This window comes from Mixta gaviniae, from assembly GCF_002953195.1.
GTDB lineage: Bacteria > Pseudomonadota > Gammaproteobacteria > Enterobacterales > Enterobacteriaceae > Mixta > Mixta gaviniae.
In genome coordinates, this window is the sequence record NZ_CP026377.1 from 414,209 (window position 1) to 433,609 (window position 19,401).

At 60.3% G+C, this 19,401-nt stretch carries 18 protein-coding genes and 1 pseudogene; 13 read left to right on the top strand and 6 right to left on the bottom strand.

Annotation, left to right across the window (positions count from 1 at the left end):
- Window positions 1-13 precede the first annotated feature (13 nt).
- From hslO to C2E15_RS01780, 4 genes are read right to left on the bottom strand one after another with little or no spacing between them, the layout of a single operon-like run.
- The gene (hslO, locus tag C2E15_RS01765; protein WP_104955889.1) at window positions 14-892 is read right to left on the bottom strand and encodes an Hsp33 family molecular chaperone HslO; all 879 of its coding nucleotides are present in this window, start codon (window positions 890-892) and stop codon (window positions 14-16) included.
- A 26-nt stretch (window positions 893-918) separates the two neighbouring features.
- A complete protein-coding gene (gene hslR / locus C2E15_RS01770; RefSeq protein ID WP_104955890.1) occupies window positions 919-1,320 on the bottom strand; it encodes a ribosome-associated heat shock protein Hsp15 in 402 nt (133 codons plus the stop codon).
- Between the two features lie 16 nt (window positions 1,321-1,336).
- Complete coding sequence (yrfG, locus tag C2E15_RS01775) at window positions 1,337-2,017, bottom strand: GMP/IMP nucleotidase (RefSeq protein ID WP_104955891.1); 681 nt, start codon at window positions 2,015-2,017, stop codon at window positions 1,337-1,339.
- Window positions 2,018-2,069: 52 nt separating this feature from the next.
- Window positions 2,070-4,208, bottom strand: a complete 2,139-nt coding sequence (locus C2E15_RS01780; RefSeq protein WP_104955892.1) for an intracellular growth attenuator family protein — start codon at window positions 4,206-4,208, stop codon at window positions 2,070-2,072.
- A gap of 409 nt (window positions 4,209-4,617) precedes the next feature.
- Between C2E15_RS01780 and nudE the strand changes: the two genes are divergently transcribed.
- Window positions 4,618-5,184, top strand: a complete 567-nt coding sequence (nudE, locus tag C2E15_RS01785; RefSeq protein ID WP_104955893.1) for an ADP compounds hydrolase NudE — start codon at window positions 4,618-4,620, stop codon at window positions 5,182-5,184.
- A 55-nt stretch (window positions 5,185-5,239) separates the two neighbouring features.
- Here the strand turns inward: nudE and mrcA are convergent.
- A pseudogene (gene mrcA, locus C2E15_RS01790) lies at window positions 5,240-7,788 on the bottom strand (peptidoglycan glycosyltransferase/peptidoglycan DD-transpeptidase MrcA).
- 120 nt (window positions 7,789-7,908) lie between these two features.
- Between mrcA and pilM the strand changes: the two are divergent.
- From pilM to trpS, 12 genes are all read left to right on the top strand, one after another.
- A complete protein-coding gene (gene pilM, locus C2E15_RS01795; RefSeq protein WP_104955894.1) occupies window positions 7,909-8,739 on the top strand; it encodes a pilus assembly protein PilM in 831 nt (276 codons plus the stop codon).
- Window positions 8,736-9,281 carry a PilN domain-containing protein gene (locus C2E15_RS01800; protein ID WP_104955895.1) on the top strand — a complete coding sequence of 182 codons (546 nt, stop codon included), beginning with the start codon at window positions 8,736-8,738 and terminating at the stop codon, window positions 9,279-9,281. The genes pilM and C2E15_RS01800 overlap by 4 nt, the downstream gene beginning before the upstream one ends.
- Window positions 9,271-9,780 (top strand): HofO family protein, encoded by a 510-nt coding sequence (locus C2E15_RS01805; protein ID WP_104955896.1) that lies wholly within the window; start codon window positions 9,271-9,273, stop codon window positions 9,778-9,780. The genes C2E15_RS01800 and C2E15_RS01805 overlap by 11 nt, the downstream gene beginning before the upstream one ends.
- Entirely contained in the window at window positions 9,758-10,078 is a 321-nt protein-coding gene (locus C2E15_RS01810) for a HofP DNA utilization family protein (protein WP_167391818.1), read from the top strand. The genes C2E15_RS01805 and C2E15_RS01810 overlap by 23 nt, the downstream gene beginning before the upstream one ends.
- A gap of 4 nt (window positions 10,079-10,082) precedes the next feature.
- A complete protein-coding gene (hofQ, locus tag C2E15_RS01815; RefSeq protein WP_104955898.1) occupies window positions 10,083-11,309 on the top strand; it encodes a DNA uptake porin HofQ in 1,227 nt (408 codons plus the stop codon).
- A gap of 361 nt (window positions 11,310-11,670) precedes the next feature.
- Window positions 11,671-12,192, top strand: a complete 522-nt coding sequence (aroK, locus tag C2E15_RS01820; protein ID WP_104955899.1) for a shikimate kinase AroK — start codon at window positions 11,671-11,673, stop codon at window positions 12,190-12,192.
- A gap of 39 nt (window positions 12,193-12,231) precedes the next feature.
- Complete coding sequence (gene aroB / locus C2E15_RS01825; RefSeq protein WP_104955900.1) at window positions 12,232-13,320, top strand: 3-dehydroquinate synthase; 1,089 nt, start codon at window positions 12,232-12,234, stop codon at window positions 13,318-13,320.
- A 61-nt stretch (window positions 13,321-13,381) separates the two neighbouring features.
- On the top strand, window positions 13,382-14,404 hold the full coding sequence (locus C2E15_RS01830; protein WP_104955901.1) for an SPOR domain-containing protein: 1,023 nt from the start codon (window positions 13,382-13,384) through the stop codon (window positions 14,402-14,404).
- Between the two features lie 178 nt (window positions 14,405-14,582).
- On the top strand, window positions 14,583-15,395 hold the full coding sequence (dam, locus tag C2E15_RS01835; RefSeq protein ID WP_104955902.1) for an adenine-specific DNA-methyltransferase: 813 nt from the start codon (window positions 14,583-14,585) through the stop codon (window positions 15,393-15,395).
- Window positions 15,396-15,461: 66 nt separating this feature from the next.
- Window positions 15,462-16,148, top strand: a complete 687-nt coding sequence (gene rpe / locus C2E15_RS01840; protein WP_104955903.1) for a ribulose-phosphate 3-epimerase — start codon at window positions 15,462-15,464, stop codon at window positions 16,146-16,148.
- Entirely contained in the window at window positions 16,132-16,809 is a 678-nt protein-coding gene (locus tag C2E15_RS01845; protein ID WP_104955904.1) for a phosphoglycolate phosphatase, read from the top strand. Before rpe ends, C2E15_RS01845 begins: the two co-directional genes overlap by 17 nt.
- Window positions 16,810-16,827: 18 nt before the next feature.
- Window positions 16,828-17,832, top strand: coding sequence for a tryptophan--tRNA ligase (gene trpS / locus C2E15_RS01850; RefSeq protein WP_104955905.1), 1,005 nt, complete (start codon window positions 16,828-16,830; stop codon window positions 17,830-17,832).
- A 97-nt stretch (window positions 17,833-17,929) separates the two neighbouring features.
- Here trpS and cysG read toward each other — a convergent pair whose 3' ends face one another.
- Window positions 17,930-19,294, bottom strand: coding sequence for a siroheme synthase CysG (gene cysG / locus C2E15_RS01855; RefSeq protein WP_104955906.1), 1,365 nt, complete (start codon window positions 19,292-19,294; stop codon window positions 17,930-17,932).
- Window positions 19,295-19,401: the final 107 nt, after the last annotated feature.

Sequence of the window (19,401 nt, forward strand, 5' to 3'; positions counted from 1 at the left end):
CCTGGCTAAGCAATCAGTGGATCTGTTCGCTGCTGCTGCCGGCGTCGTTGCGGATCGCCGCGATATCGACTGCATCATACACATAGTGGCTGCCACAGTAGTCGCAGTGCATATCGATCTGACCATCTTCTTCCAGAATCTGGTTGACCTCTTCCTGCGGCAGGGTGCGCAGCACTTCGCCGCAGCGTTCGCGCGAGCAGGTGCATTTGAAGCTGACGCTTTGCGGTTCGTAGATGGTCACCTCCTCCTGGTTGTAGAGGCGCCACAGCACATCGTTGGCCGGCAGGCCGATCAGCTCTTCGGTCTTGATGGTTTCTGTCAGCATCGCCAGGTGGTTGAAATCTTCCTGGTCGGCGTTCTGCGCCGGCAGCACCTGCAGCAGGATGCCCGCCGCGCCTGGCTGGCCTTCATGCTCGCCGGTGCGGATAAACAGGCGCGTCGGCAGCTGCTCGGAACGCATAAAGTAATCTTCCAGACAGGCGGCCAGCGTATCGCCTTCCAGGCCGACCACGCCCTGATAGCGCTCGCCTTTCTCCGGCGAAATGGTGATCACCAGATAGCCGTTGCCAACCATCTCTTTCAGCGTGCTACCGTCGGCGATCTCGCCCTGCACGCGCGCCACGCCGCGCATCTCCTGACGGTTGTTGCCGTTGATCACCGCCAGCGTCAGCGCGCCGTCGCCCTGCAGCTGTACGGTGATGTCGCCTTCGAATTTCAGCGTGGCCGTCAGCAGGCTGGTGGCCACCAGCAGTTCGCCCAGCAGTTGCTGGACCGGCTGCGGGTAATCATGCCCGGAGATGATCTCCCGCCATGTGTCGGACAGATTTACCAGCTCGCCGCGAACCGCGTGATTTTCGAACAGGTAACGGTGCATTTGGTCTTGATGGGCCATAGTTTTTCTCTCGTGTTGGCGGCGCGTTATTCGTCGCCAGAAAATTTGAATTTCATCAGATCGCGGCGCTCTTTTTTATCCGGCCGGCGATCGGGATGCGGCATGGTAAGCGCATTCAGCTTGCGCGCCTGCGCCATCTTTTCCCGCTTTTCTACGCTCTCCGGCGTTTCGCTGTAGAGCTGCTGCGCTTCCGTCGCCGGACGGCGTTGATCGGTAACGGCGCGGATAATAATGGTGCGTTCGTCGTTGCCCTGACGCAGCTTCAGTTCCGCGTCCAGCTCCACCAGCTTGCTGGGTTTGCTGCGCTGACCGTTATAGTGAACCTTGCCGCCCTCGATCATTTCACGCGCCAGCGCGCGGGTCTTGTAAAAGCGTGCTGCCCACAGCCATTTGTCGAGCCGGACGCCTTCTGCGGATTTTTCTTTCATCACTGCTCCCGTCGGTTTACCTCACCAGGGGCGCCAGCGCGCCGAGAAAGGTTCGGTAATCGCTCACGCGCGGATGGCGAGCAAAGGTTTTGGTCGGCATGCCGGAATCGGGATTGCCGACGCCCAGGCACCAGGCGATTCCCCAGCGCTGCGCCGCGTCCAGCACCGGTTCACTGTCGTCTATAAACAGCGTGCGGCGCGGGTCGAAGCCGGTATGCTGCTGCACGGCCTGCCATAAGCGCCGATCTTCTTTCGGAAAGCCAAATGTATGGGTCGATAGCAATAAATCAAGGTGCTGGCCCAGCCCGGTTTGCCGCAGCTTTACGTCCAGATTCCAGGGATGCGCGTTGGTGAGCAGAATGGTGCGCTTGCCGCAGGCGCGTAAGGCCTGCAAAAAGGGAAGGGTGTCTTCGCGCAGCGTCGCCCGGCTGCGCATTTCCCACGTCATGGCGCGGATATCCAGTTCCAGCTCGCGGCTCCAGTAATCCAGACAATACCAGTTTAGCGTATGCTGCACCGCCTGGTATTTCGCCGTAATGAACTGGTTCGCCTCAGCCAGGGAGATCCCCCGCCGCTGACTGAACGTTTGCGGCACCAGCGTCAGCCAGAAGTAGCTGTCAAACGCCAGATCGAGCAGCGTGCCGTCCATATCCAGCAGCACGGTATCTATCTCACGCCAGTTTATCTCAATCGCCATGCCGCCTCCGCCCGGTAAAAACGGGCGACAGGGTAGCACAGTTAATAGCGCGTCAGAATAAGGGGCGCATATCCGGCATGGTCGACAGCGTGTGGTTAAAGCACTTGTCGTAGTACTGCTGAATTTCGACGATGCGTTTACGGTTGCGGTGGATACGTTTCAGCGCCAGCAGGCCGTTGATCACCACGCTCAGGCAGAGTGCCAGCAGCAGCAGCGAGGTGCCGAGATAACGCCAGAGCGTCAGCATGTCGGGCTCGCTGTGCAGGGCGATATGCTGCGTGCCGTTGGCATCGGTATGAAGGCTGGTGATGATGCCCGCGGCGCTGAACGGCGTATGCAACAGCATGCCGGCGAGACGCTGCAGCTCCTGCCACTGATCCGGCGCGTTGAAATCAAACAGCGAAACGGTCGGCTGCGGATGGTTCACCAGCTGACGTCCTTCATCGCTGACGATCAGAAAACCGCCGGGCGGCGGGCTGTTCAGCGCTTCCGCCGCGCGATGCGTTTCGCGGTAGAAAAAGGTGGAGGTGGCGGTATTGACCAGGTTTTCCAGCGCTTCGGCGCTGACCGGGCGCAGCAGCACATTCATGCCGTTAAGGGAGCCGGATCCGGCGCGCTGCACCAGCGTTTCCCAGTCTTTAGCGTTGCCCAGGTTGACCAGCGCGTTTTTCAGCCGCACACAATCCTGCTGCTGGCTGCAGAGATCCTGCGTTTTCAGGACCAGATCGGCGAAGTCGTCCAGCAGGATCATGCCCGATTTCTGAATCGCGGTGGCCAGCTGTGGGTTGATCTTACTGTCGGCGCCCTCTTGCGGATGCAGCTGCTGGTTGGTTAGGTTCAGCAGGGCAGAGGCCTTATCGATAATTTCCGACTGCGGCAACGGCAGCGGCGACGCCATATTCCAGTAAATCGCCGAGCAGTCGAAAGGCATAAAGGCGTAGCTGCGGTTACTCTGGTAGCTGGCAGGTACGGAACACATGCCGGTGCCGCTGACTTTTAAGCTGTCGCCGACATGCAGGGCGGTGCCTTCCAGCTCCGCTACCGTATTGACCTGAATGCGCTCGGTGCCGGTGAGCCGCGCCACGCTCAGCTTCAGCGGCATGGTCAGCGGCACCCAGCTGATCAGCAGCGCCAGCACCAGTAGCGAGCCGCAGGCCAGCACCATATTCTTTTTCCAGCGCTGAATCGGGAAGTTACGCACTTCATCCTGCAGCGACAGGAAGCGGCCCTGACGCACCACCTGGCGGTTCAGATAGATATCCACATCGGTAATCTGCCCAAGATCGTGCGTGACATAGGGCTGCCAGTGCGGCGGATAGATTAAATCGATAATACCGAGGGAGATGTTGTTAACCTGGCCCTGGTTCGATTCACTGAACAGGCCCCAGCGCTTCGGCGCGCCGCGCAGGCAGTGGATTTCACGCAGGTCCTTCTCGCCGGGACGGCGGTACATAAACCACAGGCTGACCAGAATCATCGACAGACTGGCGCTGATTAGCCACGGCATAAAAATCAGCGGCGTCAGCAGGCTGATCAGCAGCAGCAGCAGGCCGCAACAGATTACCGCCGCTTCGCGCGTACCGTCGCTGCGCGACAGACGATGCTCTTCAGGCGTCTCTTTGCGCACCTGCAGCAGCTCAACATTTTCACTCTGCTCCTGGCGGATCGAGGCGTTAGTAGCGCTGGGGCGCGCAACCGTCGGCAGCATGCTCTGTTCGCCGGCGTAATTGATCAGCGAATGGCCGTTAAGCGAAATCACCAATGGAATAGAGTGGGTTTTGATCAACTCAACGAAGTTCTCTTCGGCGATATACTGTTCCCACAGCGGCGGCAGATGCACTTCCAGCGCGTCGAGATAGTAGCGCCACTTTTGCGGATCATCGGTAGAGAGACCATAACGGGTGATGGCGCGGGTAACGGGATAGACTTTATTGCTCTGCGAGCTGAGCGTCAGCATTTCCGGCGAGGCGCTGGCGCCGCCGGGCTGAATGGTGCGCTGCTTTTTTGCCAGCGTATCGAGATAGCGTTCTACCGCTTCGCGCTCCTCCGCCGTCAGGTGACGGTGGGGCGGACTGATAAAGGGCAGCGGCTTCGCCAAAGGCGGACGATGCCGCATGGCGTACCAAAAACAGACACCTGCGATAATTGAGCAGGTCAGCATTACACCCAGAATTATGATTATTGTGTTCATGCTATGCTCATTCCAGCCAAACTGCTGCCGTCACTGTTATTGCTCGCTCCGGGCTATGTTGTAGGGAGTGTACTAATTTTGGCGGGATTGGGCAGTAGAGGCAACCAACCTGATGACTAAAATTGCGCACAAAATCATAAAATTAGAACTACTATACAGAAATCCTTATTGGGATGTTACCTGTCAGCCGCACAGGAAAATATCGGCATTATCCTATTTCTTTCCGGCATGTTGACTTTGGCATAAATTTTTTTCCGTATCTGTTACAAGCATTTGTTATAAAAAAGTAAATTAAACCATATGATGATTGGATTCCCGTGATGCCTGTCGCACAATGTCTTTTTGCCGAACTTGATGTCATGACGACGACCGGCCGGCGATCATCAACCGCGCGTTATCTGGGGTCCCCATGTCTAGAGAATTAGAGAAGCCCAAAATTTTAAGTGTCGAGCCCGTTGCCCGCTCGCGTCTGTTTACCGTTGAGGCGGTCGATCTGGCGTTCAGCAACGGCGCGCGACGCGTGTATGAACGTATGCGCCCTTCAGAGCGCGAAGCGGTGATGATTGTGCCAATTATCGATAATCATCTATTGCTGATTCAGGAGTATGTGGTCGGCCTGGAAACCTATGAGCTGGGCTTCCCGAAAGGGCTGATCGATCCCGGCGAAACGGTGTTTGAAGCGGCCAACCGTGAACTGAAAGAAGAGGCGGGCTTTGGCGCGACCGCGCTGGAATCGCTGAGCAAGCTGACGATGGCGCCCTCCTACTTCTCCAGCAAAATGAATATCGTCGTGGCGGAAGGGCTCTATCCGGAAAAACTGGAAGGGGATGAGCCGGAGCCGCTGCCGGTGATCCGCTGGCCGCTTGATAACCTGATGGCGCTGCTGCAGGAGCCCGATTTCAACGAAGCGCGCAACGTCAGCGCGCTGTTCCTGGCGCGCGAATGGCTGGTGAAACAGCAGCGCCTGGCGTACTGAGACGCGGCAATAAAAAAGGGGCGACCATGGTCGCCCCTTTTTTTATCGCTCGCCGTCAGAACAGCTCGTGCGTTTCACCGTTGTCCATCAGCGTGGTGCCCACGTCGTGAACGGAGTACTCGGTAGGCTGGGTGCCTTCGATAAAGTATTCCTGACGGGTATTGCCGCCGCCGTTGGCCAGTTTGCCGGTGCTGCGGTCGATGGTTGCCGTGACCACACCCGGCGGCGGCGTCAACGGCTGCTCCGGCACGCCATCCAGCGCCGCTTTCATATAATCATCCCAGGCAGGCTGCGCGCTCTTGGCGCCGCCTTCATAGCCGGAGACCTCATTTTTCAGCGCGCCAGAAGCGGTGGTGCGGCCTAAATCGCGGCGATGATCGTCGAAGCCGATCCAGACGGTAGTGACCACGCCCGGGCCGTAGCCGGAGAACCAGGCATCTTTCGAGCTGTTAGTGGTACCGGTTTTGCCGCCGATATCGTTGCGCTTCAGATCGCGGCCGGCACGCCAGCCGGTGCCCATCCAGCCCGGCTCGCCGAAGATATTGGAGTTCAGCGCGCTTTTAATCAGGAACGACAGTGGCGTGTTGATCACGTGCGGCGCGTACTGCTGCGTCTCCACGGCCTGCGCCGCGCCCACCTGCTGCAGCGCCGGCTGCGGCACGGCGGGATTGCGGTTTTCCTGCGAGACCGCAACGTTTTCCACGCTCTCTTCGCCCAGCGCGACCGCTTTTTTGGTTTCGCCGTAAATCACCGGCAGATTGCACTGCGGACAGGCGATGCGCGGTTTAGCTTCAAACAGCGTCTCGCCGTTCTCATTTTCAATCTTGCGGATAAAGTAAGGGTCGACCAGGAAGCCGCCGTTGGCCATCACCGCATAGCCGCGCGCCATCTGCAATGGGGTAAACGAGGCGGCGCCCAGCGCCAGTGATTCCGTGCGGACGATATTCTGTGCCGGGAAGCCGAAGCGCTGCAGATACTCCGCCGCATAATCAACGCCCATCGCACGCATCGCGCGCACCATCACCACGTTTTTCGACTGCCCCAGCCCCTGACGCAGGCGGATCGGGCCATCGTAGGTCGCCGGCGAGTTTTTCGGACGCCAGTCGGAACCGGCGCCGGCATCCCAGCGCGAGATCGGCACGTCATTCAGAATCGATGCCAGCGTCAGACCACGGTCCATCGCTGCGGTATAGAGGAAAGGTTTGATATTCGACCCCACCTGGCGCAGCGACTGAGTAACACGGTTGAATTTGCTCTGATTGAAATCGAAGCCGCCGACCAGCGCGCGCACCGCGCCATCTTGCGGATCAAGCGAGATCAGCGAAGAGTTTACGTCAGGCACCTGCGCCAGCCACCAGTCGTTCTCCACTTTGCGCACCCAAATTTGCTGGCCCGGCTGCACGACCTGGGTCACGCTGCGCGGGCAGGGCCCTGCAGCGTATCCGATTTATAGGGACGCGCCCAGCGTACGCCATCCATTGTCAGCGAGACGCTGCTGCCGTCGCGCATCAGCGCAGTCGCTTCATTGCTGTTAGCGGAAGTCACCACGGCGGGCCAGAGCGGGCCGTAAACCGGCAGCGCCTTAAGCGTTTTCAGGATTTGCGTAGTATCCCAGGCGGGTTCGCCGACTTTCCACAGCACATTGGCCGGGCCGCGGTAGCCGTGGCGCATATCGTAGGCGATAACGTTGTTACGCACCGACTCCTGCGCCGCCAGCTGCAGTTTACGGGTTACGGTGGTGTAGACTTTGAAGCCGTCGTTATAAGCGTTCTCGCCGTAGCGTTTCAGCATTTCCTGACGCACCATCTCTGTCAGGTAGGGCGCGGAGAAGGCGATCTCCGGACCGTGATAGCTCGCTTCCAGCGGCTCGCTGCGCGCTTCGATATATTGCTGCTGCGAGATGTAGTTCTGATCCAGCATGCGCGACAGCACTACGTTGCGACGCGCCAGCGCGCGCGTAGGGGAATAGAGCGGGTTAAAGGTGGACGGCGCTTTCGGCAGCCCGGCGATCATCGCCATTTCGCTCAGAGTCAGCTGATCGATATTTTTACCGAAGTAGACCTGCGCGGCGGCGCCGACACCATAGGCGCGGTAGCCGAGATAGATCTTGTTCAGATAGAGTTCGAGGATTTCATCTTTACTGAGCAGCTGTTCGATGCGGATAGCCAGGAACGCCTCCTTGATTTTACGCATCAGGGTGCGTTCAGGACTCAGAAAGAAGTTACGCGCCAGCTGCTGGGTAATGGTACTGGCGCCCTGCGAGGCGTGCCCGGAGATCAGCGCCACGCTGGCGGCACGGAAAATGCCGATGGGATCGACGCCGTGATGTTCGTAGAAACGGCTATCCTCAGTGGCGATAAAGGCCTTAACCAGCTCAGGCGGCATCTGCGCCAGCGTCAATGGGATGCGTCGCTTCTCGCCATACTGGGCGATAAGCTCACCATCGGCGCTGTAAACCTGCATTGGCGTTTGCAGACGCACATCCTTCAGCGTGTTCACATCCGGTAGCTGCGGCTCAATATATTTGTACAACCCGTAAACCGAGCCGACGCCCAGCAAAATGCAACACACTGCAAGAATCAATAAATACTTTACGAACTTCACCTGAGATTTCCCATTTTATGTCGTTTGGGCAGTTTATAAACAATCGCGCGGTAGTATAAAGGCAAGCCAGACGCTTTGATACGTCCTTTTATATTATGACGATATGGAGATCGCGCAAAAATGGCTTTTCAGAAATGGCAGGTGGGGCTCGATATTCAAAACGGGCAGCTCTGTGCATTGGGCATCCAGCGGCGGCGCCAGGGCTGGCAACTGCGCCACTGGTGGCGTCACGCGCTGCCGTCGGAGACCTTATCCCACGGCGCGCTGCAGGGTTCGCCGCAGCTTATCACCCTGCTGCGCCGCTGGCGCCGCCAGCTGCCTCACGCCATTTCGCTGCGCGTCGGTTTTCCCTCTCAGGCGGCGCTACAGCGTTCAGTACCCGCTCCCGTCGCCACGCTGCGCGAACCGGCGCTGGGGCGCTACGCCGCCGCCGCCGCCGAACGCCTTTTTCCGCTGGCCGCCAGTGAACTGGCGCTGGATTATCGCGCGGTTTCTCTGCCGCCGCCGCGCCTGTGCCTGACCGCCGCGCGCCGGAGCGTGCTGCAGCAGTGGCTGTCGACGCTGCGGCAGGCGGGGTTGACGCCTGAAGTGATGGAGCTGACCTGCAGCGCGCTGGCGACCGTCGGCAAGCTGATGCGGCTGCCGGAGCAGGCGGCGCTGATCCACCAGCTAAGCGATCACTGGCTATGGTATCTGCCCGGCCGGCCTGACGCCGTTTCCGGCTGGTCGCCCGGCCTCTTTTCGCTGGAGGGTGAAACTGTGGGGCAGATCTTGCCGACGGCGCGGCAGTTCTGGTTTAGCGCCAGCCTTTCAGGGGAAACGCTGGCAGGGATGCAGCCGCTGCAGCCGTTAAGCCTGCTGCAGTTAATGCAGCCGCCGCTGCCCGACTGCGGCGGCTGTTTTACCCTTGCACTCGGGCTGGCGCTGCGCGCGGAGGATCGCTGCGAATGAAGGTGAACTTACTGGCGTGGCGACAGCGGGCGCTGCGGCGGCGGCTTCTGCGCCACGGCGCGTCCGGGGGCATGCTACTGCTGGTCACGCTGGCGGCGTTGCTGCTATGGCGTCAGAGCCTGGCGGAAGAGGCGCGTCAGTGGCGGCAGCGGCTGACGCTGTGGCAAGCGGCGCGGCAGCAGGCGCATCAGCTGGCGCAGCGCTATGCCGCCCTGCAGCAACAGGCGCAGGTGCTGGAGCAGCAAACGGCGCGTCGCCTGCTCAGACGCCAGCAGCTTTCCGAATGGCAAACGCTGATGGCGCAGCTTGAAGCCAGCGTGCCGGACGGGCTGTGGCTGTCGACGTTAACCCACCAGCAGCGCGCGCTGCGTATCGAAGGGCTGAGCCAGCGGCCCGAAGCGGCCCGCCTGCTGCATCAGCGGCTCAGGCTGCTGCCCTTTTTGCAGCCCTGGCGGCCCGGCGGCCTGCAAAAAAATGTGGATGGCCTTTATCGCTTTACCCTGGCGGCAGGCAACGCGGATGAGGTGAAAAATGAAAAGTGAGCTGCTGCTGCGTTGGCTTCTGCTGCCGGCAACGCTGCGCTGGCTTAGCCTGGCGGGCGTATTGTTCGGCGTAGCGCTGGCAACGCATCGTTTCGCCATCGTTCCGGCGCGCACTCAGCAGCAGCAGGCGCAGCACGATGCCCGACAACAACGGCAGCATTATCAGCACCAGCTGGCAGCGCTGCTGCAACAGTCGGGGCTGTCGCAATTACAGCTGCGCAACCAGCAGCAGCTGGAGGCGATGGTGCGCGACGGCGAGCCGTTTTCGCTCTATACGCTGCTGCAGCACAGCGGCGGCGAGCTGGAGCAGTGGCGTCCGGGGGGGCGGGAGAGCCAGCTGCGGCTGCGGCTTAGCTGGCCGCAGCTAAAACAGATTTTCGCCTATCTGGCGGCCTGCGAGCCGACGCCGACGGTAACCGCCTTTACGGTGCAGCGCCAGGATGCGCGCCTGCACGCCACTTTCCTGTTGGCATTCGATGATGAAATTTCTCTGCATTAGCGCGCTGTTGCTTAGCTGCGCGGCCGCCGCCGCGCGCGATCCCTTCGCGCCGCCGTCGCCGCCCTGTGCATCCTCTGCTGCTTCGCTGGCGTCGTGGCAGCTGCAGGGGCTGATCGGCCGGGATAATCACTATATTGGCTGGCTGCGCTCCGTGCAGGGCGAGACGCGGGTAGTGGCGCAGGATCGCCCGTCGCCATTCGCCGGCTGGCGCATTGAGGCACTGACGCCGTTTCGCCTGACGCTGAGCGCGCCGCCGGGCTGCATTCCGCAGCAAGCGACGCTGCAAATGGAGGACTAATCGTATGACAAGGAACGTTATCGCGCTGTTACTGCTGTTAAGCGCCGCCGCGCATGGCCGCGACGCGCCGCTCTCCCTTGCATTTAAGGAGGCGCCCATCGGGCAGGTGTTACAGGCGCTGGCTGATTATCAGCAGCTTAATCTGGTGATGGCGCCTGGCGTGGAGGGGACGATTACGCTGCGCCTGCGCGAGGTGCCCTGGCAGCAGGCGCTGACGCTGCTGGCACGCATGGCGCGGCTAAAGATTGAGCGTGAGGAGGGCGTGTTGCTGGTCTTTCCGCAGGGCTGGCAACAGCAGGAGGCGCAGGAAAAGGCGCAGCAGCAGCCGTTGCAGGAGAGGGTGGTGGCGCTGCGGCATGCGGATGTCGCCGCCGTCAACGCCAGCCTGCAGGCCGAGCGCGCTAAGCTGATGACGGCGCGCGGCAGCATTACCGTCGATACGCGCGCCAACTCCTTGCTGCTGCGCGATACGCCTGCGGCGCTGAACAGCGCGGCGGCCTGGATCGGCGCGCTGGACGTGGCGCGGGAGCAGGTGGAGCTGACGGCGCATATCGTCAGCATCGGCGAGGAGCATCTGCATGAGCTGGGCGTCAGCTGGCAGCTTTCCGGCGAAGAGGCGATCAACCAGGCGCTACGCAATCCCGCCCTGAACATCAATCTGGCCGCCGCCTCCCCTTCACTGACGGCGGGCCTGACGCTGGCGCGGCTGGATGGCCGCCTGCTCAATCTGGAGCTGAGCGCGCTGGAGCAGGAGAACCAGATTGAGATTATCGCCAGCCCGCGTCTGATAACCGCGCATCAGCAGCCGGCCAGCATCAAGCAGGGCACGGAGATCCCGTATGAAGTCGCCAGCGGCAGCGACGGCGCCACCAGCATTGAATTTAAAGAGGCGGTACTGGGGATGGAAGTGACGCCGGTGGTGCAGCCGAACGACCGTATCCGCCTGACGCTGCACCTCAGCCAGAACGTGCCGGGGCGCAATATTAACAACGGCGACAGAGAGATCCTGACAATTAATAAGCAGGAAATCACTACGCAGGTTACGCTTAAGGACGGTCAAACGCTGGCGTTGGGTGGCATATTTCAACAGGAATCGTCGCGTAATCATGATAGAGTCCCCCTGTTGGGCGATATACCGCTGCTGGGGGCGCTTTTTCGTCATCAGGTTCGCAATGACACGCGCCGGGAGCTGGTGATTTTTATTACGCCGCGCCTGGTGCGCGAAGAGTAACCAGCAGCGCATTTTTTCCCGGCTGAGTATCATATGCGTTTGACGCAGGGGCGGAATTAGCTTACAAGGTTTAGCGATTTTGACTTATGGCAGGGCAAACGCATTGTTTGCCGCCAGGATACCGTGACAGGACGCTGCCTGAAGGGCAGCGGTTTTGACTCTTAGCGAACTGTGTGACGCGTGTTGGTTGCGTGTCCTGAGCCGGGCAATTTATTCGGTTGCCAAACGACCTTGAGTGTTGAGATAATTTTTCATCTGACTCTCGCACTATCGCTCATGAGGTTTCAGTTCATGTCCCGCCAGCGGCCCGGCCGTTGCAGACGGGGTATCATCAACGCATTGTCTTAGTAATACCGAAAAAATGGCAGAGAAACGCAATATCTTTCTGGTTGGGCCTATGGGTGCCGGCAAAAGCACTATTGGTCGTCAGTTAGCTCAGCAACTCAATATGGAATTTTATGATTCCGATCAGGAAATTGAGCGACGTACCGGAGCGGATGTGGGCTGGGTGTTTGACGTTGAAGGCGAAGCAGGTTTTCGCGAACGTGAAGAGAAAATCATCAATGAACTCACAGAAAAACAGGGCATCGTGCTGGCTACCGGCGGCGGCTCTGTAAAATCCCGCGAAACCCGTAATCGTCTCTCCGCCCGTGGTGTTGTGGTCTATCTCGAAACCACTATTGAGAAGCAACTGGCGCGTACGCAGCGCGATAAAAAGCGTCCTTTATTACAGGTTGAAACGCCGCCGCGCGAAGTGCTGGAAGCGCTGGCGGATGAACGTAACCCTCTGTATGAAGAGATCGCTGATGTCACCATCCGCACCGATGATCAAAGTGCGAAAGTGGTAGCTAATCAGATCATTAATTTACTGGAAAAGAACTAATTATCGCCTGAGGGCATAGCGAAAAGGTTATACAGCGTCATGGAGAGGATCACCGTTACCCTTGGGGAGCGTAGCTACCCGATCACCATCGCCGCCGGTCTGTTTAACGAAGCGGCTGCTTTTTGGCCGTTGAAAGCAGGCGACCAGGCTATGCTGGTTACCAATGAAACGCTGGCTCCTCTCTATCTGGCCTCGCTGCGGCAGCGGCTGGAGGACGCAGGGGTCAAGGTGGATCAGGTTATCCTTCCCGATGGCGAACAGTATAAAACCCTGGCGGTAATGGATCAGGTCTTTACCGCTCTGCTGCAAAAGCCTCACGGCCGCGACACCACGCTGGTGGCGCTTGGCGGGGGCGTTATCGGCGATTTGACCGGTTTCGCTGCGGCCAGCTATCAGCGCGGCGTGCGCTTTATTCAGGTGCCGACGACGCTGCTTTCCCAGGTCGATTCCTCCGTAGGAGGAAAAACGGCCGTCAATCATCCGCTGGGCAAAAACATGATCGGCGCCTTCTGGCAGCCGGCATCGGTGGTTATCGATCTCGACTGTCTGCGTAGCCTGCCGCCGCGCGAGCTGGCCTCCGGCATGGCCGAAGTCATCAAGTACGGCATCATTCTCGACGGCGAGTTTTTCAGCTGGCTGGAGCAAAATATTGACGCGCTGATGGCGCTGGACGACGCCGTAATGGCGCAGTGCATCCGCCGCTGCTGCGAGTTGAAAGCGGAGGTGGTGGCGGCGGATGAACGCGAGACTGGCCTGCGGGCGCTGCTCAATCTGGGCCACACCTACGGGCACGCCATCGAAGCGCATATGGGCTACGGCAACTGGCTGCACGGCGAAGCGGTGGCGGCCGGGATGGTGATGGCCGCGCGCACCGCGGAACGTCTGGGCCAGTTCAGCGCAGGCGATACCGAACGCATTATCCGTCTGCTGACGCGCGCCGGCCTGCCGGTTCACGGGCCGGACGCGATGACGGCGCAGGATTATCTGCCGCACATGCTGCGTGATAAGAAAGTGCTGGCGGGCGAGCTGCGCCTGGTGCTGCCGCTGGCTATCGGCAAAGCCGAGGTGCGCGGCGGCGTGGCGCATGATATTGTGCTTGCCGCAATTGAAGAGTGCCGTAAGGCGTGACAGTGATCGAGGCCGCAACCGGGAAAGGTTGGCGGCGTTTGCCGTAAGACGGGGAGGTTGAATGGATGAGTTTAAACCGGAAGACGAGTTAAAACCTGACACCAGCGATCGCCGTCCGACGCGGCCTCGCAAAACGTCTTCTGCGCCTAAAGCGAAAACGCCGGTATCGCGTCAGCGAATGATGATGGGCATCGGCGTGCTGGTGCTGCTGCTGTTGGTGATTGGCATCGGTTCGGCGCTGAAAGGCCCGGACAACGATAAGCCGGCCGCGCAGTCAGGATCCGGCGCAGCCTCCGGCGGCGGCACCGAACGCAATATCGATCTTTCCGGCTCGACGCCGACAGGCGGCCAGAGTAACGGCGCGCCGAACGACGCGACGGCCATGAATGGCGGCGACACGGCCTCGCAGTCGCCGCAGCCAGTTTCCGTTCCACCGGTCTCCTCCACCCCGACGCAGGCGGCGCCGATTGAATCGCCGCAGAATCAGCAGCGCGTCGAACTGCCGGGCGATCTTAACAACGCCCTGACCAATCAGCAGGGTGAGATGGATTCCGCCGCGCAGGGCGCGATGGGCGGCAGTTCGCTGCCGACCGCGCCGGCGACGGTCAACGGTAGCGGCGCCGGCAGCGTCAACAGCAATCAGGTGGTCTCCGCGCCGCGTCAGAGCAGCGCGCAGAGCAACGTGAAATCGACGCCAACCCATAAGCCTGCCGCCAGCCAGTCATCCGCAAACGCGAAACAGAGTGGCGCGCCAGCCGCGAAGCAGAGCAGCAAGCCTGCCGCCAGCAGCGCACATTCCGCGCCGGCCGCCAGTCAAAGCACGCCGGGCGGCAGCTATACGCTGCAGCTGAGCAGCGCCTCGCGCTCCGATACGCTGAACGCCTGGGCGAAAAAACAGAATCTGAGTAACTACCATGTCTATCAAACCACGCGCAACGGTCAGCCGTGGTATGTGCTGGTCAGCGGCGCTTACGCCACGCCAGCCGACGCTAAACGCGCCGTGGCCTCGCTGCCGGCGGAAGTCCAGGCGAAGAAGCCCTGGGTTAAGCCTGTCAGTCAGGTAAAGAAAGAGGCGGGACGCTAAGCGGTTTTCCGCAGCAGTTCCTGCGGCGGCGCGCTCTGGCAGCGCGCTGTCTCAGCCGGTTCGACGGCCTTTAAGATGGCAACCTGGTTGCCATCTTTGCTGTCAGAAGGATCCATAAGCGCAGATATGCTGTCGCTATAGCCACAGCCAGATGAACAGAAGTAACCAAAACGACGGCATGAAAAAACATCGCGCTTTCCTGAAATGGGCGGGCGGCAAATATCCTCTGTTAGAGGATATTCGTCGTCATTTGCCGCAAGGCGACTGTCTGGTCGAGCCTTTTGTCGGCGCCGGCTCGGTGTTTCTTAACACCGATTATCCGCGCTATGTGCTGGCAGATATCAATAACGATCTGATCAGCCTGTATAACATCGTTAAAGGGCGTACCGCCGAATTCGTCGACGACGCGCGTCAGCTTTTTACGCCGCGCCACAACGAAGCGGACGCTTACTACACGCACCGCAGTGCGTTTAACGCCAGCAGCGATGCCTATCAGCGCGCGCTGCTGTTTCTCTATCTCAATCGTCACGGCTATAACGGCCTGTGTCGTTACAACCTGCGCGGCGAATTCAACGTGCCTTTTGGCCGCTACCGCAAGCCCTATTTTCCAGAGGAAGAGCTGTACGGCTTCGCCGAGCGCGCGCAAAAAGCCACCTTTGTCTGTGAATCGTACGATGTTACCCTGAGCAAGGCGCAGGCGGGGTCGGTGGTCTATTGCGATCCGCCCTACGCGCCGCTGTCGGCGACGGCGAACTTTACCGCCTACCACACCAACAGCTTCAGCCTGCGTGAGCAGCAGCATCTGGCGGAGCTGGCGGTTAAGCTGGCGCAGGAGAACTGCATTCCGGTGCTGATATCTAACCACGATACCGAGCTGACGCGGCTCTGGTATCAGGAGGCGGCGCTGCATGTGGTAAAGGCGCGCCGATCGATCAGCAGAAGCATGAGTGGTCGCACCAAAGTTGACGAGCTGCTGGCGCTGTTTAGCTAGTCGGTTTCGTCCGCGACCAGCGCAATCTGTCAGTACTATTACTGGCGCATACAGTGGGAGATACGGATGAAACGATTTTTGCTGGCCCCTTCAATCCTCTCAGCAGACTTTGCCCGCCTGGGCGAAGACGCAGCGAAAGCGCTGGCTGCGGGAGGTGATGTGGTGCATTTCGACGTGATGGACAACCATTATGTGCCTAACCTGACCATGGGGCCGATGGTGTTGAAAGCGCTGCGTGACTACGGCATTACCGCTCCGATTGACGTTCACCTGATGGTGAAGCCGGTCGACAGCCTGATCCCCCAGTTCGCCGAAGCGGGCGCCAGCTATATCACTTTTCATCCGGAAGCCAGCGAGCATATCGACCGCAGCCTGCAGCTGATCAAAGAGCATGGCTGCAAAGCGGGGCTGGTGTTTAATCCGGCGACGCCGCTGAGCTACCTCGACTACGTGATGGACAAGCTGGATATCATCCTGATTATGTCCGTCAATCCCGGTTTCGGTGGCCAGTCCTTTATTCCCGGCACGCTGGACAAGCTACGCGAAGCGCGCAAGCGCATCGATGAGAGCGGCTACGACATTCGTCTTGAAGTGGACGGCGGCGTGAAGGTGGAAAATATCGCTGAAATCGCGGCGGCGGGCGCGGATATGTTCGTCGCCGGCTCGGCGATTTTCGGCCAGCCTGACTATAAAAAAGTGATCGAGGCGATGCGCAACGAGCTGGAGAAGAGCCGTCATGGCGCGTTTCACTGATATTCGCGCGCTGGCGTTCGATCTGGACGGCACGCTGGTGGACAGCCTGCCGGGTCTCGCCGACGCCATCGATCTGGCGCTTAACGATCTACAGCTGCCCGCCGCCGGCGCGCCGCGCGTGGCGACCTGGATCGGCAACGGTGCCGATGTGATGGTCGAGCGCGCGCTGAGCTGGGCGCAGCAGGGCCAGCCTGACGCCGGGCTGCTGCGCGAAGCCCGGACGCTGTTCGATAAATATTATGCCGATACGGCGGAAGCGGGCACTACGCTGTTTCCGCACGTGGCGCCAGCGCTGGAGAAGCTGGCTGCCGCAGCGCTGCCGCTGGCGCTGGTGACCAATAAGCCGACGCCCTTCGTGGCGCCGCTACTGCGCTCACTCGGCATCGCCCGGCACTTCTCTCTGGTGATCGGTGGCGATGATGTGGCGGCGAAAAAACCGCATCCGGCGCCGCTGTTTTTAGTCTTAGGCAAGTTTGGCCTGCTGCCGCAGGAGCTGCTGTTTGTCGGCGATTCCCGCAATGATATTCTGGCGGCGAAGGCGGCCGGCTGCCCCTGCGTGGGCATGTCGTTCGGCTATAACTACGGCGAGCCTATCGCCAGCAGCGAACCGGATCTGGTTCTGGACGATTTCAACGATCTTATGCCCGCTTTGGGGCGGTAATTATCAGGATTTAAAAGCATGAGCAAACCCATCGTATTTAGCGGCGCACAGCCCTCCGGCGAACTGACCATTGGTAACTACATGGGAGCTATGCGTCAGTGGGTCCAGATGCAGGATGACTACCACTGCATCTACTGTATCGTCGATCTGCACGCGATCACCGTTCGTCAGGATCCCGCCGCGCTGCGCAAAGCGACGCTGGATACGCTGGCGCTCTATCTGGCGTGCGGTATCGATCCGCAGAAAAGCACCATTTTCGTCCAGTCGCACGTGCCGGAGCATACCCAGCTGAGCTGGGTGCTGAACTGCTACACCTATTTTGGTGAGCTGAGCCGTATGACCCAGTTCAAAGATAAATCCGCCCGCTATGCGGAAAACATCAACGCCGGCCTGTTTGATTATCCGGTGCTGATGGCGGCGGACATTCTGCTCTATCAGACCAACCAGGTGCCGGTCGGCGAAGATCAGAAACAGCATCTGGAGCTGAGCCGCGATATCGCCCAGCGCTTCAACGCCATCTATGGCGACGTGTTCAAGGTGCCGGAGCCGTTTATTCCGAAATCGGGCGCGCGCGTTATGTCGCTGCTGGAGCCGACGAAAAAGATGTCGAAGTCAGACGATAACCGCAATAACGTGATCGGCCTGCTGGAAGATCCGAAAGCGGTCGTGAAGAAGATCAAGCGCGCGGTGACCGATTCTGATGAGCCGCCGGTGGTGCGTTACGACGTGCAGAACAAAGCGGGCGTCTCTAACCTGCTGGATATTCTCTCCGCCATCTCCGGCAAAAGCATCAGCCAGCTGGAGCAGGAGTTCGAAGGCAAAATGTATGGCCATCTGAAAGGCGAAGTGGCTGACGCGGTCTCCGGCATGCTGAGCGAGCTACAGACGCGCTATCAGCGTTATCGCGAAGATGAAGCTTTCCTTGAGCAGGTAATGCGCGAAGGCGCGGCGAAAGCGCGCGCACATGCGCAGGAAACGTTGAAGAAAGTCTACGAAGCGGTCGGTTTCGTCGCGCAGCCGTAAGCGACGCAGGGCGGAGCAGCACGCGGCGCCCTGATCCCGTTTTCCGTCTGACAAAAGGGCGCCATTGCGGCGCCCTTTTTTCTTGCCTGCGGTGAGGTTAAAACCAGCGCAGCGTATCGCGCAGCGCAACCACCTGGCCGACGATAATCAGGCTCGGGCTGTTAACCTGCGCCGCCAGCGCTTCCAGCTCCCGCAGTTCGCCGCATACCACGCGCTGACGCGTGCTGGTGCCGTTTTCTACCAGCGCGACCGGCATAGTGGCCGCCATGCCGTGCGCCTGCAGCTGCCGCTGGATCTCGCCCGCCTGCGCCAGCCCCATATAGAACACCAGCGTCTGCTGACCGGCCGCCAGGTTGGCCCAGTCCAGCGACGCATCCTGTTTGCGATGGCCGGTGACGAAGCGCACGCTGTGCGCATAATCGCGATGCGTCAGCGGAATGCCGCTGTAGGCTGAGCAGCCGGAAGCGGCGGTAATGCCCGGCACCACCGAGAAGGGGATATTGCTGCCGACCAGCGTCTCCAGCTCTTCGCCGCCGCGTCCGAAGATAAAGGGATCGCCGCCTTTCAGCCGCACTACGCGCTTGCCGCGCTGCGCCTGCTGCAGCAGGATCTGGTTGATCTCCTCCTGCGGTACACAGTGATGGCCGGCGCGTTTGCCGACGAAAATGCGTTCGGCGTCACGGCGCGCCAGCGCCAGCACCTCGTCAGAGACCAGCCGATCGTAAACCACGATATCCGCCTGCTGGATCTGCTGCAGCCCTTTCAGCGTCAGCAGCCCGGCGTCGCCCGGCCCGGCGCCAACCAGTACCACTTCGCCGCGGTTATCCAGCGGCTGCGCGAACAGCGCGTCGGTCAGTGCTTCTGCCTGGTGCGCATCGTTATTGGCCAGCGATTGCGCCAGACGATCGCTGACAAACAGTTTTTCCCAGAAGCGACGGCGTTCCTCGCCGGTGCGGTAGTGCTGTTTCACCCGCCCGCGCAGCCTGCCCGCCAGCGCCGCCAGCTTGCCGAGATGCTGCGGCAGCAGCGCCTCCAGCTTCTCCCGCAGCAGACGCGCCAGCACCGGCGCGCGACCGCCGGAGGAAACGGCAATCATCAGCGGCGAGCGGTCGATGATCGAAGGCATAATGGCGCTGGCCTGAGCTGGCGCATCCACCACGTTGCAAAACAGACGGCGCGCGTCCGCCGCGTCGCTGACCTGTTGATTGACCGCGTCATCACTGGTGGCGGCGATCGCCAGCCAGCATTCATCCAGCAGTGCGGGCGAGAAGGGCTGTTCCAGCAGCGTGACGTTGCCTGCCTGTTGCCATTCATAAAAGGGCGCGCTGAATTCCAGCGCGCAGACCCGCAGGCTGGCGCCGGCGTCCAGCAGCAGGCGCGCTTTGCGTGCGGCAACCTCGCCCGCGCCAACCAGCAAACAGACTTTGCCGCGCAGCTGACAGAATAAGGGTAGGTAATCCATGGCGTTCTCCGACGTAGCGGTTTGATGTTGTTATGGTTTGCAGGTGATGCGGCGCACGAGGTGCGCCGCGGGCAGGAATAAACGAAACCTTATCTTCGGGCTGACTG

Excerpts from the sequence above, each read along its gene's own strand:
- hslO (WP_104955889.1), bottom strand. The coding sequence starts at position 892 with ATGGCCCATCAAGACCAAATGCACCGTTACCTGTTCGAAAATCACGCG.
- hslR (WP_104955890.1), bottom strand. The coding sequence starts at position 1,320 with ATGAAAGAAAAATCCGCAGAAGGCGTCCGGCTCGACAAATGGCTGTGG.
- yrfG (WP_104955891.1), bottom strand. The coding sequence starts at position 2,017 with ATGGCGATTGAGATAAACTGGCGTGAGATAGATACCGTGCTGCTGGAT.
- C2E15_RS01780 (WP_104955892.1), bottom strand. The coding sequence starts at position 4,208 with ATGAACACAATAATCATAATTCTGGGTGTAATGCTGACCTGCTCAATT.
- nudE (WP_104955893.1), top strand. The coding sequence starts at position 4,618 with ATGTCTAGAGAATTAGAGAAGCCCAAAATTTTAAGTGTCGAGCCCGTT.
- pilM (WP_104955894.1), top strand. The coding sequence starts at position 7,909 with ATGGCTTTTCAGAAATGGCAGGTGGGGCTCGATATTCAAAACGGGCAG.
- C2E15_RS01800 (WP_104955895.1), top strand. The coding sequence starts at position 8,736 with ATGAAGGTGAACTTACTGGCGTGGCGACAGCGGGCGCTGCGGCGGCGG.
- C2E15_RS01805 (WP_104955896.1), top strand. The coding sequence starts at position 9,271 with ATGAAAAGTGAGCTGCTGCTGCGTTGGCTTCTGCTGCCGGCAACGCTG.
- C2E15_RS01810 (WP_167391818.1), top strand. The coding sequence starts at position 9,758 with ATGATGAAATTTCTCTGCATTAGCGCGCTGTTGCTTAGCTGCGCGGCC.
- hofQ (WP_104955898.1), top strand. The coding sequence starts at position 10,083 with ATGACAAGGAACGTTATCGCGCTGTTACTGCTGTTAAGCGCCGCCGCG.
- aroK (WP_104955899.1), top strand. The coding sequence starts at position 11,671 with ATGGCAGAGAAACGCAATATCTTTCTGGTTGGGCCTATGGGTGCCGGC.
- aroB (WP_104955900.1), top strand. The coding sequence starts at position 12,232 with ATGGAGAGGATCACCGTTACCCTTGGGGAGCGTAGCTACCCGATCACC.
- C2E15_RS01830 (WP_104955901.1), top strand. The coding sequence starts at position 13,382 with ATGGATGAGTTTAAACCGGAAGACGAGTTAAAACCTGACACCAGCGAT.
- dam (WP_104955902.1), top strand. The coding sequence starts at position 14,583 with ATGAAAAAACATCGCGCTTTCCTGAAATGGGCGGGCGGCAAATATCCT.
- rpe (WP_104955903.1), top strand. The coding sequence starts at position 15,462 with ATGAAACGATTTTTGCTGGCCCCTTCAATCCTCTCAGCAGACTTTGCC.
- C2E15_RS01845 (WP_104955904.1), top strand. The coding sequence starts at position 16,132 with ATGGCGCGTTTCACTGATATTCGCGCGCTGGCGTTCGATCTGGACGGC.
- trpS (WP_104955905.1), top strand. The coding sequence starts at position 16,828 with ATGAGCAAACCCATCGTATTTAGCGGCGCACAGCCCTCCGGCGAACTG.
- cysG (WP_104955906.1), bottom strand. The coding sequence starts at position 19,294 with ATGGATTACCTACCCTTATTCTGTCAGCTGCGCGGCAAAGTCTGTTTG.